The 13,020-nt window shown below is 35.7% G+C and carries 12 protein-coding genes and 1 tRNA gene; 7 read left to right on the top strand and 6 right to left on the bottom strand.

Annotated elements, in window-relative coordinates; genetic code table 11:
* Positions 1 to 4 precede the first annotated feature (4 nt).
* On the top strand, positions 5 to 568 hold the full coding sequence (locus tag AC23L6_RS08785; protein WP_487561791.1) for a hypothetical protein: 564 nt from the start codon (positions 5 to 7) through the stop codon (positions 566 to 568).
* 59 nt (positions 569 to 627) lie between these two features.
* On the opposite strand, the gene AC23L6_RS08780 is transcribed toward AC23L6_RS08785, so the two are convergent.
* A tRNA-Ala gene (locus tag AC23L6_RS08780) sits at positions 628 to 701 on the bottom strand.
* Between the two features lie 102 nt (positions 702 to 803).
* Between AC23L6_RS08780 and AC23L6_RS08775 the strand changes: the two genes are divergently transcribed.
* Positions 804 to 1,256 carry a 6-pyruvoyl trahydropterin synthase family protein gene (locus tag AC23L6_RS08775; protein WP_487561790.1) on the top strand — a complete coding sequence of 151 codons (453 nt, stop codon included), beginning with the start codon at positions 804 to 806 and terminating at the stop codon, positions 1,254 to 1,256.
* A gap of 23 nt (positions 1,257 to 1,279) precedes the next feature.
* Positions 1,280 to 2,032 carry a UDP-2,3-diacylglucosamine diphosphatase gene (locus tag AC23L6_RS08770; protein ID WP_487561789.1) on the top strand — a complete coding sequence of 251 codons (753 nt, stop codon included), beginning with the start codon at positions 1,280 to 1,282 and terminating at the stop codon, positions 2,030 to 2,032.
* Between the two features lie 36 nt (positions 2,033 to 2,068).
* Here the strand turns inward: AC23L6_RS08770 and AC23L6_RS08765 are convergent, their stop codons facing one another.
* Both AC23L6_RS08765 and recJ read right to left on the bottom strand, forming a co-directional pair.
* Positions 2,069 to 3,328 carry an MFS transporter gene (locus AC23L6_RS08765; protein WP_487561788.1) on the bottom strand — a complete coding sequence of 420 codons (1,260 nt, stop codon included), beginning with the start codon at positions 3,326 to 3,328 and terminating at the stop codon, positions 2,069 to 2,071.
* A gap of 12 nt (positions 3,329 to 3,340) precedes the next feature.
* Entirely contained in the window at positions 3,341 to 5,038 is a 1,698-nt protein-coding gene (gene recJ / locus AC23L6_RS08760; RefSeq protein ID WP_487561787.1) for a single-stranded-DNA-specific exonuclease RecJ, read from the bottom strand.
* 165 nt (positions 5,039 to 5,203) lie between these two features.
* On the opposite strand from recJ, the gene ade reads away from it, so the two are divergent.
* The gene (gene ade, locus AC23L6_RS08755) at positions 5,204 to 6,826 is read left to right on the top strand and encodes an adenine deaminase (protein ID WP_487561786.1); all 1,623 of its coding nucleotides are present in this window, start codon (positions 5,204 to 5,206) and stop codon (positions 6,824 to 6,826) included.
* A gap of 246 nt (positions 6,827 to 7,072) precedes the next feature.
* The gene (locus AC23L6_RS08750; RefSeq protein WP_487561785.1) at positions 7,073 to 7,453 is read left to right on the top strand and encodes a hypothetical protein; all 381 of its coding nucleotides are present in this window, start codon (positions 7,073 to 7,075) and stop codon (positions 7,451 to 7,453) included.
* A 93-nt stretch (positions 7,454 to 7,546) separates the two neighbouring features.
* Here AC23L6_RS08750 and AC23L6_RS08745 read toward each other — a convergent pair whose 3' ends face one another.
* The 3 genes from AC23L6_RS08745 to AC23L6_RS08735 form a co-directional block, all read right to left on the bottom strand.
* Positions 7,547 to 7,891, bottom strand: a complete 345-nt coding sequence (locus AC23L6_RS08745) for a HopJ type III effector protein (RefSeq protein WP_487561784.1) — start codon at positions 7,889 to 7,891, stop codon at positions 7,547 to 7,549.
* A gap of 9 nt (positions 7,892 to 7,900) precedes the next feature.
* Positions 7,901 to 8,605 carry a 16S rRNA (cytidine(1402)-2'-O)-methyltransferase gene (rsmI, locus tag AC23L6_RS08740; protein WP_487561783.1) on the bottom strand — a complete coding sequence of 235 codons (705 nt, stop codon included), beginning with the start codon at positions 8,603 to 8,605 and terminating at the stop codon, positions 7,901 to 7,903.
* Positions 8,606 to 8,768: 163 nt separating this feature from the next.
* Positions 8,769 to 9,758: a hypothetical protein gene (locus AC23L6_RS08735; protein ID WP_487561782.1), complete on the bottom strand. Its 990-nt coding sequence runs from the start codon at positions 9,756 to 9,758 to the stop codon at positions 8,769 to 8,771.
* A 180-nt stretch (positions 9,759 to 9,938) separates the two neighbouring features.
* Between AC23L6_RS08735 and AC23L6_RS08730 the strand changes: the two genes are divergently transcribed.
* A complete protein-coding gene (locus AC23L6_RS08730; RefSeq protein WP_487561781.1) occupies positions 9,939 to 10,562 on the top strand; it encodes a thymidine kinase in 624 nt (207 codons plus the stop codon).
* A gap of 3 nt (positions 10,563 to 10,565) precedes the next feature.
* Positions 10,566 to 13,010 carry a bifunctional UDP-N-acetylmuramoyl-tripeptide:D-alanyl-D-alanine ligase/alanine racemase gene (locus tag AC23L6_RS08725; RefSeq protein ID WP_487561780.1) on the top strand — a complete coding sequence of 815 codons (2,445 nt, stop codon included), beginning with the start codon at positions 10,566 to 10,568 and terminating at the stop codon, positions 13,008 to 13,010.
* Positions 13,011 to 13,020 lie beyond the last annotated feature (10 nt).

Genomic DNA, 13,020 nt, shown 5'->3' with positions numbered 1-13,020 from the left:
CATCATGAAAAAAGTAGTGTTATTATGTTTACTATTCGTTTTTTCTAGCACTTTTTATGCTCAAGAAACAAAATCAAAAAAAGCAACCAAAGCCAAAACTGAGAAAGCAGCAAAAGTAAAAGAAGAAAAAGAGAAAGCTAAAAAAGAGGCTGCAAAAGCAAAGAAAGAAGCCAAAAAAGCTGAGGACAAAGCTGAAAAAGAAGCAAAAAAGGCGCAAACGAAAACTAAAAAAGCAAAAACAGATGCTAAAAAGGAAACTAAAAAAATTGAAGACAAGGTAACTTCAAAAAATAAGAAAGAATCTAAAAAAGTAGAGGATAAAACCAAAGAAAAAGTTTCAAAAACAGAATCTAAAGCTAAGAAAGAAACTAAAAAAATTGAAGATAAAGTAACCTCAGGTACCAAAAAAGCCTCGCCAAAGATTAGAGAAACGACTGAGAGAGCGCCTAAAGTGGCTGACAAAGTTACAGGAACCTACAATGGTAAAAAAGTATATACTGGTCCAAGAGGTGGAAGATATTACATCAACTCAAACGGGAACAAAACCTATATTTCTGACGATAAGTAAAAAGTATCTTGAATAATAAAAACAAAAAACGCAACTTTTTAAGAGTTGCGTTTTTTTTGTGGAGAAGATGGGACTCGAACCCACGACTTCTTGCCTGCCAGGCAAGCACTCTAACCAGCTGAGCTACATCCCCAATTCAAGGGCAAAGATACATTTTTTTCTATTTAAAAAACCAAATTGCAAAATTCAAAGTAGAATCGTTACTATTTACTAAATTTGCATCAAAATCATCACAATGAGTAACATCAGAATCACCAAACAATTTAGTTTCGAAACAGGGCATGCGCTGTACGGTTACGACGGAAAATGTAAAAACGTTCACGGTCACAGCTATAAACTGTCAGTTACTGTTATTGGTAAACCTATCACAGACAAGAGCAACGTAAAATTTGGAATGGTGATTGATTTTTCTGATTTAAAAAAAATCGTCAAAGAAGAAATTGTAGACCAGTTTGATCATGCAACAGTTTTTAATGAAACCACTCCACATATTGAATTAGCCAACGAATTAAAATCACGTGGTCATCATGTTATTTTAGTTAATTATCAACCTACTAGCGAAAATATGGTTATCGATTTTGCCAAAAAAATAAGAAGCAGATTGCCAGAAGTTATTAAACTTCACTCGCTAAAACTACAGGAAACCGACACCTCATTTGCAGAATGGTATGCTAGTGATAATGAATAATTAAAAAACACTAAATTAGCCTCATGCAATTAGCCCAAAATAAAAAAATATACTTTGCCTCCGACCAGCATTTTGGTGCGCCAACACCCGAATTGAGTTTTCCTAGAGAACAGAAATTCGTTGCTTGGCTTGACGAAATAAAATCCGATGCTCAGGTTATCTTTTTATTAGGCGATTTGTTCGATTTTTGGTTCGAATACAAAACGGTTATACCTAAAGGATTTATAAGAGTTTTAGGAAAACTAGCCGAAATTCGTGATAGTGGTATTCCCATTTATTTCTTTGTAGGTAATCATGATTTGTGGATGTCAGATTATTTTGAAAAAGAATTGAACATTCCAGTGTATCACGACAACAAAGAATTTACTTTCAACGGAAAAACCTTCCTAATAGGTCATGGCGACGGAAAGGGTCCAGCCGACAAAGGCTACAAACGCATGAAAAAAGTCTTTACTAATCCGTTTTCCAAAACCTTGTTTCGATGGTTGCATCCTGATATTGGAGTTCGATTAGCGCAGTACCTTTCTGTAAAAAACAAACTCATTTCTGGCGAGGAAGACGTCAAATTTCTTGGCGAAGAAAACGAATGGTTGGTGCTTTATTCCAAACGCAAACTCGAAACCAAACACTACAATTACTTTGTTTTTGGACACCGCCACCTGCCTATGAAACTCGCTGTTGGCAAAAACTCAGAATACATCAATCTCGGCGATTGGATTGGCTATTTTACTTATGGTGTTTTTGATGGAGAGACTTTCGAGTTGAAGAAATTTTAGTAAAAAATATTTGCTTGAGAGAAAATTTAGCAATTACTACTGATGCTCATTTAAATCTTTCTGTAAATCCAACTTTCTAAACGATGGCGAAAAGAATCCAGTACCTAGCACAATCAAAAGCGTCATACTACCACCAAATACAACTGCTGTTACCGTCCCCATTAGTTTTGCTGTCAAACCGCTTTCAAAAGCTCCCAACTCGTTAGACGAACCCACAAAAATAGAATTCACCGCAGAAACTCTTCCTCTCATAGAATCCGGTGTTTTTAGCTGCAAAATCGTTTGGCGTATCACCACCGAAATGCCATCTACAACGCCACTCATAAATAAAGCAAAAACAGACAGCCAAAAAATGGTGGATAAACCAAACACAATAATGCAAACTCCAAATAAGAAAATAGCCGTGAGCAATTTCATTCCTGCATTTTTATTTACAGGGACATAAGCCGTGATAAACATCGTCAAAAAAGCTCCAACGGCTGGAGCAGCTCTCAAAATCCCAAAACCTTGAGGCCCTACTTTCAAAATATCTTGAGCAAATATGGGCAACAGCGCCACAGCACCACCAAAAAGAACCGCTACCATGTCTAGCGATAGTGCGCCTAGAATCGTTTTATTATTAAAAACAAATTTCACGCCTTCCTTGAGACTATCCATGATAGGTTCGCCAATTTTCGGATTCAAAATAGGCTTAGTCGTAATTTGGGATAAAGCCACCAATGACAAAACCGAACAGCCAAAAACAAAACACATCGACCAATGCACCCCAATCCAAGTAATCGAAAAACCAGCAACCGCAGGTCCTAAAACAGAACCTATCTGCCACACCGAACTGCTCCAAGTAGCTGCATTAGAATAAGCCTGCTTAGGAATAATTAAAGATAAAAGCGAAAAGATAGTAGGCCCTAAAAAGGCTCTAACAATTCCACCAAGAAAAACCAATCCATAAATACTATACAAAATGACTTTGGTAGAATAATCTTTAACTACCAGTGGCCAGGTTAACAAGAACAACCCCAAACTGATTACTGAAAAGGCAAAAATACATTTCAGTAGCAACCCTTTTTTTTCATTTTGGTCTACAAAATGTCCAGCAAAAAGTGCCATAGCAATAGCAGGAATAACCTCCATTAGTCCTATAATCCCTAACGAAAGAGGACTTTTAGTCAAACTATAAACGACCCACTCAATAACAATAAACTGCATTGACCAAGCAAAAACCATGGCAAATCGCAAGATTAAAAAAACATTAAATTCTCTGAAGCGCATGGCTGCATACGGATCGTTTTTTTTCATGATATTTTATAATTATTTAATATCTCTTATTCTCAATTGTGAACTCACTTTTCCGTTCCATTCGTTTTCGTCAATAGAATAGACCATGTCAAAGGTCTGTCCATTTTTTGTACTTTCCAATTTATTTCCTAAACCAAATCCAATAGCTCCTATTCCCTCAGTCCCGATACTTCGGGATTGTTTAACAAATAGTTTCAAGTGTTCATTGTCCTGACCTAATGGTTTCCCGTAACCCGTATCTATTACACTTTTAGTCAAAAAAACTGGGGTCATATTCTGCGGGCCGAAAGGTTCAAATTGTTTTAAAATCCGAGTCAGTTTGGGTGTAATCTCGGCAAAATCAATCTCGGCATCAATCGTAATTTCGGGAGTCAACAAATCGGGATGAATGGTTTCTTGTACCACTTTTTCAAAAGCAGCTTTGAAATCTTCATACTTTTCTGCCTTCAAAGTCATTCCAGCAGCATACATGTGTCCGCCAAATTGTTCCAAATGTTCTGAACAAGCTTCCAATGCATTATACACATCAAATCCTTTTACAGAACGTGCCGAAGCCGCATATTTGTCATCACTTTTAGTAAAAACCAAAGTCGGACGGTAATAGGTTTCAATCAATCGAGAAGCCACAATCCCAATAACTCCTTTATGCCAGTTTTCTTGAAAAACAACAGTCGTAAATCGTTCTTTTTCCTGATTTTCTTCAATTTGCAAAAGCGCTTCTTTAGTAATTTGCTTGTCTAAATCCTTTCGGTCTGAATTGTATTGTTCAATTTCAGCTGCAAATTGTTGGGCTTGCTCAAAATCAAATTCGGTTAACAACTCTACTGCATGATTCCCATGTTTGATTCTTCCTGCGGCGTTTATTCGGGGGGCAATAATAAATACTACATCGGTAATATCTAAAACCTTTTTTTTGATTTGATAGATTAAAGCTTTAATCCCAGGTCTCGGTTCGGAATTTATTACTTGTAAACCAAAATGGGCTAAAATCCGATTCTCTCCTGTCATAGGAACAATGTCCGCAGCAATGGCCGTCGCAACTAAATCCAAATAGGGAACTAAATCATCAATCGTTTGGTTTCTCCATTCTCCTAAAGCCTGAATTAACTTAAAACCAATGCCACAACCACACAATTCATCATAGGGATAAGTACAATCATCTCTTTTGGGATCTAAAACGGCAATCGCATCGGGCAAAACTGCTCCCGGTCTATGATGGTCACAAATGATGAAATCAATATTTCGTTCTTTAGCGTAAGCAACATGTTCTATTGATTTTATGCCGCAATCTAAGGCAATAATGAGCGAAAAACCATTGTCATCAGCAAAGTCAATTCCTTTAAAAGAAACACCGTACCCTTCATCATAACGGTCGGGGATATAGGTTGCAACGTTTGGATAATAGCTCTTGAGATAAGACGAAACCAGTGAAACCGCTGTTGTACCATCTACATCATAATCGCCGAAGACAAGAATATTTTCCTGATTAGCAATGGCGCTTTCAATTCGTTCCACCGCTTTGTCCATATCTTTCAACAAAAACGGATGGTGTAAATCGTTTAAAGTAGGTCGGAAAAATTGTCGGGCTTCCTCATAAGTTGTGATACCGCGTTGCAGAAGTAATTGTGCAATCAAACTATCCACTTGTAAAGCTTCGGATAGTGTTTTTATTTTTTCGAATTCGGGAATGGGTTTGATAGTCCAGCGCATAAATATAATTTTGAATGGTGTATAAAAATGAAATTCAAATTTACTATAATTTTTTAAAATGGAGTTCATCACCAATAAATTATGAACATTGAATTTATAAATTCAGAAAAAATTCGTTTCTTGTACCTCCAATTATTTTTTTACAAAACGTTAAATCTGTTACCAATGCATATTCAAGGACAAATTGTAGATATCAAAAATCGCCGCATTTTTTCAGGTGAAATTACGGTCGAAAACGGAAAAATTACTTCTATTACTGAAAAAGAACACGAGGTCAAAGATTATATTCTTCCGGGCTTTATAGATGCTCACATTCATATTGAAAGTTCGATGCTTGTTCCATCTGAATTTGCAAAACTGGCGGTGCTTCACGGAACCGTAGCAACCATATCCGACCCGCATGAGATTGCTAATGTATTAGGAAAAGAAGGCGTATATTACATGATTGAAAACAGTAAAAAAGTTCCGTTGAAATTTCATTTCGGAGCGCCATCCTGCGTTCCTGCTACCTCATTTGAAACCGCTGGAGCCATAATTGATTCTGAAGGAATTAAGGAATTGATGGCTTCGCCAGACATTTATTATTTGGCCGAAATGATGAATTATCCGGGTGTATTGTTTGACGATGAAGAAGTTTTGAAGAAAATAGAATGGGCAAAGCATTTCGGCAAACCAATAGACGGTCACGCACCAGGTTTGCGTGGTGAACCTGTAAAAAAATATATTTCCGCTGGAATAACAACCGATCATGAGTGTTTCACGTTTGATGAAGCTCAAGAAAAATTAAGCCTCGGCATGAAAGTTATTATTCGTGAAGGAAGTGCCGCCAAAAACTTCAATGCTTTGATTGATTTGCTTCCTGAGCATTATGAAAATATGATGTTTTGTTCAGACGACAAGCATCCTGATGATTTAATTGTGGGGCATATCAATTTGTTGTGTGCTCGAGCAGTTGCAAAAGGCATGGATGTTTTTAAAGTTTTGCAAGCTGCCTGTGTCAATCCGGTGTATCATTACAACATGAACGTAGGTTTATTGCAAGAAGGCGATGCAGCCGATTTTATTGTTGTGGAAGATTTAGTCCATTTTAAAATCCAACAAACCTATATCGATGGGGAATTGGTTGCGGAACATGGCAATTCGTTTGTACAACACGTTCCTTTTGAAACCCCAAATAATTTCAATATTTCAGCAAAAGAAGTTTCTGATTTTGAAATTCCAAGTACAGCGTCGAAAATTAGAGTAATTGAAGCCTTGGAAGGGCAGTTGATAACCAATGAAATTCATCATGAATCGCTACTGGAAAATGGAAAAATCGTTTCTGATGTAAAAAATGACATTTTGAAAATGGCGGTTGTCAATCGCTATCAAGATACTAAACCCGCCATCGCTTTCATCAAAAACTTCGGATTGAAAAAAGGCGCAATTGCTAGTTCCGTTGCTCATGATTGCCATAATATTGTTGTGGTGGGGACATCTGATGAGGAAATTTGTAAGGCGGTAAACCTAATCATAAAAAACACAGGCGGAATTTGTGCTGTGAATGGTTACGAAGCCAAATCCTTAGCGCTTCCAGTTGCCGGAATTATTAGCGACAAAAACGGCTGGGAAACAGGAAAATTATACGAAGAAATTGATGCTATGGCAAAAAGCTTAGGAAGCTCCTTAAAAGCCCCTTTTATGACTCTTTCTTTCATGGCACTGCTCGTTATTCCCGATTTAAAACTCTCAGACAAAGGATTGTTTAGTGGTAATTCGTTTACGTTTGTAGATTTAGAAGTGGAGTGATTACAAATGCCACGCAGATGACTCAGATTAAGCGGATTTTCAAAGATGCTTATAAGTGAAAGCTTCAAAAATCCGTTACATCCGTGTTCCAATGAAACGATGTTATTTTAAAATTAAAGTTTTGTCTCGGTAAAATGAAACCGTAAAAGCAACCCTTCCTCAAAAATTATTTGACACATGATTTTTATCATATTTAATGGTAGTAGGTGTATGTACATTTGTTAACAAACTTAAAACAAATGTAAAATGAAAAAATATAGTAAAAACGTAGAATGGATTAGAGTTTTTTTAGGAGTGTTTCTAATAGTGTATGCATTAAATAAATTTTTCCATTTCTTCCCTTCAAGTTACGGTCAGATGCCAAAGGAGGCTGAAGAGTTTTTAGATTCAACTCTAACCTTTTTGCCCTTCCTCTTTATTTTTGAAATTATTATTGGTTTGTTTTTAGTGTTCAACAAATGGCCCGCTGCCATTTATATTGTATTGTTTCCATTAACCGTTTCATTTCTTATATTTTCATTTACTAATAAAGATTTAGGAGATATGTGGCCAGCAATACTTGTTGCTATTTTAAACATCACAATGTTATATAGCGAAAGAGGAAAATACAAACCTATGTTTCAATAAAGAATGCTAAAAACGAAAACGGCAGACGTTGTAAATTAATTGTAATTCGTATTCTTAATTTATTTGTTTTATCCGTAAGGCAGTGAAATAGTATTATTTCAAAACCAAAGCCGTTCCTTCAAATTGAATTCCAGCCCAACCTGTTTTTATAAAATTACGGATATTCTGATGGTTTGTTCCCTCTGGGTTTGCTAGTACTTCTTCAAAATAGTAGGCGCCAAAACACGACAAGGTTTCTTCTTGAGATAGATGATGCAATTGTGCAAAAGCAAATAACTTGCACGAACCTGAATTTTCTCCTGCTGCGTTATGCTGTGAGCCATTCTGAAATGCTGTTGGTGTGAAAGTATAATTTTCATCAATCACAGCAAGGGTTTCCGTAAAATCTATCGTTTTTGGAGTTTGTTTGATTTTTTGTAGAAAAGAAGGAATGCTCATGAGTTTATATTATAATTCAGATTGTTTTTTATTCTCTTTAACCACAATTTTTCCGCCAACTACAACGACAATTTCGCCTCTTGGAGCTGTTTTTTCAAAATGGGTCAACACTTCTCTCGCCGTTCCACGGATGGTTTCTTCGTGTAGTTTAGACAATTCCCGACAAACACAAACCGGACGATCTTCGCCAAAATAAGTGATGAATTCTCCCAAAGTTTTCACCAATTTATGTGGAGAAACATACAAAATCATGGTTCGAGTTTCTTCGGCTAAGGCCAAATATCGGGTTTGTCTTCCTTTTTTTTCTGGTAAAAAACCTTCAAAAACAAATCGGTCATTGGGTAAGCCGCTGTTGACTAATGCAGGTACAAAGGCTGTAGCGCCCGGCAAACATTCTACTTCTATATTGTTTTCAACACAAGCTCGGGTCAATAAAAATCCAGGGTCAGAAATTGCAGGCGTACCTGCATCCGAAATTAAAGCAATATTTTCGCCTGCTTTCAATCGCGAAATTACATTTTCGATGGTTTTATGCTCGTTATGCATGTGGTGACTGTGCATGTGCGTGCTAATCTCAAAATGTTTTAAAAGTTTTCCGCTAGTGCGTGTATCTTCAGCCAAAATCAAATCGACTTCTTTTAGAATTCGAATCGCTCGAAAAGTCATGTCTTCGAGATTACCTATAGGAGTAGGGACGAGGTATAATTTTGACATTTGCTATGAGGATATTAAATCGATAAATTTATTTTAACCACATAGACACATAGTAAAGTTGAAGGTTTCAAGGCGTTTCACTTTTTACAAAAAACAGAGCCATGTTACAACAAGAATTGTTCTATTTCTTTCTTAATTCTATTGATTCTATGTGGTGAAAATTTTATGAAAATCTTTTTTCTAAAATTTCCATGAAACGAGCTTCATATTCTTCTTTTCCTTCCCAATTATTGTAATCTGGTTTTACCATATCATCAATAAAAGATTGTACTTCTTGAAACGTATCGAAAGTAATTAATTGAGACAAAACTCGGTTGTAATCCTCGCTGCTATTAGCAAAAAGGTGTTTCATAAAAGCAATTCTGTCGTTTAAACCAATGGTTATTCCTTTTGAAAGTCGGTCATTCAATGAAACTGTTCTTGAATCAGTGTCTTTATTGATGGAGATTACAGGCGATGAATCGGATAAATTTCTGCTTATCGAAATTACATTTTTAGGTTCGGTTTCTCTATTTTCCAATTCTTCAGGTTTAACAAAAACGGGGTCTGAATAATTTGGCCCTAGTAAATCGTCAAAAGTAATTTGAGTTGATTTGTTTTTTTGTTCTTCTTTAACTTCCTCTTTTACGTCTTCTATTTTGGATTCAAAAGCCAATTCAAAAGCAGGTCTAAAAACAGGCTCTTCAGCAACGACTGGTTCTGCTACTTTTTCTTCTTCTGCTAGCGCACTGATTTTTTCCTCTTGAATCTCTTCTACAGCTTCTCCTACTTCTTCCACTTCAGCTTGAACAGCTGCTACTTCTAGAATATTTTCTTCTTCAATACTTTCAGCAACGGATTCTGTAACTTCAGGCACTTCAGATTCTGTTTCTGTTGTTGCAACTACTTCTGCTTCAATTTCAGCCTGAGGTTCTTCTTCAACGGCTACGATAGCTGCAGGAGCATCAAAGGCTTCTTCTATCTTTTTTTCAATATCGGCATAGCCAATAGTTGGTTTTACATCGCCAAAATTTTCTTCTACAAAAAGTAAAACGGATAATTTCTCATATAGTTTTTGCGTTTCTTGATGCAATTGAACCAATTCCGATTTATTTTTAAGCTTTAAAATTCGATGTGCAATACTGATTAAATCAGCTTCCAACTTTTTTTTCATATCTACAGAATTATAATGAATACGGTGTATTTTATTTTTAATTAAAAGTGGCTACAAAACTTCCATTTGGCAAAATTTTTCTACTTTTGAAACGATGTAAAAGTATAAATTTTTTAGGTCAATTTGTTAGCGTTACAAAGTAATAAAAACTATTCATTTTAAGAGCAAGAAAAATACAAAATGTTTCTCGAAAATACAGTAAATCATAAAGAACAATTTGGTTGGATTGAAGTCATCTGCGGATCGATGTTCTCTGGAAAGACCGAAGAATTGATTCGTCGTCTGAAAAGAGCTCAATTTGCCAAGCAAAGAGTTGAAATTTTCAAACCTTCTATTGACACGCGCTATGACGAAGAGATGGTGGTTTCTCACAATAAAAATGAGATTCGCTCTACACCTGTTCCTGCAGCTGCTAATATTGCTCTTTTAGCTCAAGGTTGTGACGTGGTAGGTATTGATGAAGCGCAGTTTTTTGATGACGAAATTGTGAAAATTTGTAATGATTTGGCAAATAATGGCGTTCGCGTTATTGTTGCAGGATTGGATATGGATTTTAAAGGCAATCCTTTTGGACCAATGCCTGCACTTATGGCAACCGCCGAATATGTAACAAAAGTTCATGCCGTTTGCACCCGAACAGGGAATTTGGCCAATTATAGTTTTAGAAAAAGCAACAACGAAAAACTCGTTATGTTAGGAGAAACAGATGAGTACGAACCTTTAAGCCGTGCAGCCTATTATCATGCTATGAAAGAGAATCAAGAGAAAGAATTGGAGTCTAAAACAAAAAATAAAACCGAATAACTTTTGAGTTTAGACCTTAAAAATAGTGCTGCAATTCTACAAGCAAAATGGTTGGGAATCCATACCAACACTACCATTGAAAACATTTCTATTGACAGCCGTTCACTACAAAATGAAGACAAAACTTTATTTTTTGCCTTAGTTGGTCCAAATAACGACGCACACAATTACATCGCTTCTTTAATTGATAAAGGCGTTCAAAATTTTGTGGTGAATTATATTCCTCAAAATTTAGAAAATCAAGCTAATTTCCTCGTAGTTGAGAATACTCTAGACAGTTTACAGCATTTTGCAGCCCATCACCGAAGTCAGTTTAATTTCCCAATCATAGGAATCACGGGTAGTAACGGCAAAACCATTGTTAAAGAATGGCTTAATTTTCTCTTAAGCCCCGATTATAATATTATTCGAAGTCCTAAAAGCTATAATTCGCAAGTGGGCGTTCCCTTGTCTGTGATGGCGATTAATGAAAAACACAATTTAGGGATTTTTGAAGCTGGGATTTCTATGATAAATGAAATGGCAAAGCTAGAAACCATTATCAAGCCAAGCATTGGAATTCTAACCAACATAGGTTCCGCACATGATGAGGGTTTTGCTCATATTGGTGAAAAAATCAAAGAAAAACTGAAGTTATTTCAAAACGTAAAAGTTTTAATCTATAATAAAAACAAAACCATTGACGCTTTTATCAATCCAAAAATAAAAACCTTTTCTTGGAGCTGTAGAGATGAAAATGCGGATGTTTTTATTACCCAAAAATCGATTTTAGAGAAAACGGTTCTCAAAATTAAATATCATGATCACACTTTTGAGATTAAAATTCCTTTTCACGACGACGCTTCGATTGAAAATGCCATTCATTGCATGATGGTAATGCTCTATTTTGATTACGATTACAAAACCATCGAACATCGAATGGAATTATTGTTTCCAGTTGAAATGCGATTGAAACTCAAAAACGGAATTAACAATACCACCATAATTGACGATAGTTACAGCTCCGACTTTCAATCTTTGAAAATTGCATTGGATTTTTTAGAAAGTCAAAAACAGTACAAAAAGAAAACCTTAATCCTGTCGGATATTTTTGAAAGCGGATTGTCTAATGAAGATTTGTATTCAAAAGTTTCGCAGTTGATTATTTCCAATAAAGTAAATCGTGTGATTGGTATCGGTGAAACCATATCAAAATTCAAAAATAAGTTTCTCAACTGCATTACTTTTAAAGATACAGATGAATTTATCGCTGCTATTCATCATTTGAATTTTGGCAATGAGACCATTTTAATCAAAGGAGCAAGAGCCTTTCATTTTGAAAAAATTGTTGCTGCTCTAGCCGAAAAAACACATGAAACTGTTCTGGAAATCAACTTAAACGCAATTAGTCACAATTTAAATTTCTACAAATCAAAACTGAATCCAGAGACCAAAATGATGGTCATGGTAAAAGCATTTGGTTATGGAAATGGCGGATTTGAAATTGCCAAATTACTGGAACATCACAAGGTTGATTATCTTGGAGTGGCTTTTGCAGATGAAGGAATTTCGCTTAAAAATGCAGGGATTCGAATGCCAATTATGGTTTTAAATCCAGAAAACACCAGTTTTGAATCGATTATACAGCATCATTTAGAGCCTGAAATTTATAGTTTAAAAGGCCTAAAAGCATTTCTGAAAATTACAGAGCAAAAAAAGCTACATCGTTTCCCAATTCACATTAAACTCGATACAGGAATGCACCGTTTGGGTTTTGAGGAAGAACATTTAAATGAATTGATATCTATTTTAAAAGCTAACAAATCGGTTACTGTAAAAAGTATTTTGTCACACATGGCAACCAGTGATGATTTGAAGCATCGGGATTTTGCCCTTTCACAAATTGAATTATTTGAAAAATTATCATCCAAAATACGAAGTGAATTACATATCAATCCGATACGTCATATATTAAACACTTCTGGAATTAGTAATTTTCCGCAGGCACAATACAATATGGTTCGGTTGGGCATAGGTCTTTATGGTGTTTCAAACGATGCTGAAGAACAAAAACAGTTGGAAAATGTAGGAACCTTGAAATCTATCATTTCTCAAATCAGAACCATTGATGCAGGAGAAAGCGTGGGCTATGGTAGACGATTTATAGCAACTAAAACTACCAAAATTGGCACAATTCCTATAGGTTATGCCGACGGAATTTCGAGACATTGGGGTAATGGAGTAGGTTATATTACCGTAAATAATCAAAAAGCAACAATTGTAGGTAGTATTTGTATGGACATGTTGATGGTTGATGTTTCACATATTAATTGCGCTGAGGGCGATTCAGTAGTGATTTTTGGTGAAAATCCAACCGTGATTTACATGGCTGAAAAATTACAAACTATTCCATATGAAATTCTAACCAGTATTTCTCAACGAGTAAAAAGAGTTTTTTATAGAGAATAATTTTTTCCGT

It is taken from the genome of Flavobacterium sp. R1_16 (assembly GCF_057652095.1).
Note: the sequence above shows the minus strand (reverse complement) of the source record. Positions and strands in the feature narration are given on the sequence as shown.

Coding starts and splice junctions, on each gene's coding strand:
- AC23L6_RS08785 (WP_487561791.1), top strand. CDS start 5: ATGAAAAAAGTAGTGTTATTATGTTTACTATTCGTTTTTTCTAGCACT.
- AC23L6_RS08775 (WP_487561790.1), top strand. CDS start 804: ATGAGTAACATCAGAATCACCAAACAATTTAGTTTCGAAACAGGGCAT.
- AC23L6_RS08770 (WP_487561789.1), top strand. CDS start 1,280: ATGCAATTAGCCCAAAATAAAAAAATATACTTTGCCTCCGACCAGCAT.
- AC23L6_RS08765 (WP_487561788.1), bottom strand. CDS start 3,328: ATGAAAAAAAACGATCCGTATGCAGCCATGCGCTTCAGAGAATTTAAT.
- recJ (WP_487561787.1), bottom strand. CDS start 5,038: ATGCGCTGGACTATCAAACCCATTCCCGAATTCGAAAAAATAAAAACA.
- ade (WP_487561786.1), top strand. CDS start 5,204: ATGCATATTCAAGGACAAATTGTAGATATCAAAAATCGCCGCATTTTT.
- AC23L6_RS08750 (WP_487561785.1), top strand. CDS start 7,073: ATGAAAAAATATAGTAAAAACGTAGAATGGATTAGAGTTTTTTTAGGA.
- AC23L6_RS08745 (WP_487561784.1), bottom strand. CDS start 7,891: ATGAGCATTCCTTCTTTTCTACAAAAAATCAAACAAACTCCAAAAACG.
- rsmI (WP_487561783.1), bottom strand. CDS start 8,605: ATGTCAAAATTATACCTCGTCCCTACTCCTATAGGTAATCTCGAAGAC.
- AC23L6_RS08735 (WP_487561782.1), bottom strand. CDS start 9,758: ATGAAAAAAAAGTTGGAAGCTGATTTAATCAGTATTGCACATCGAATT.
- AC23L6_RS08730 (WP_487561781.1), top strand. CDS start 9,939: ATGTTTCTCGAAAATACAGTAAATCATAAAGAACAATTTGGTTGGATT.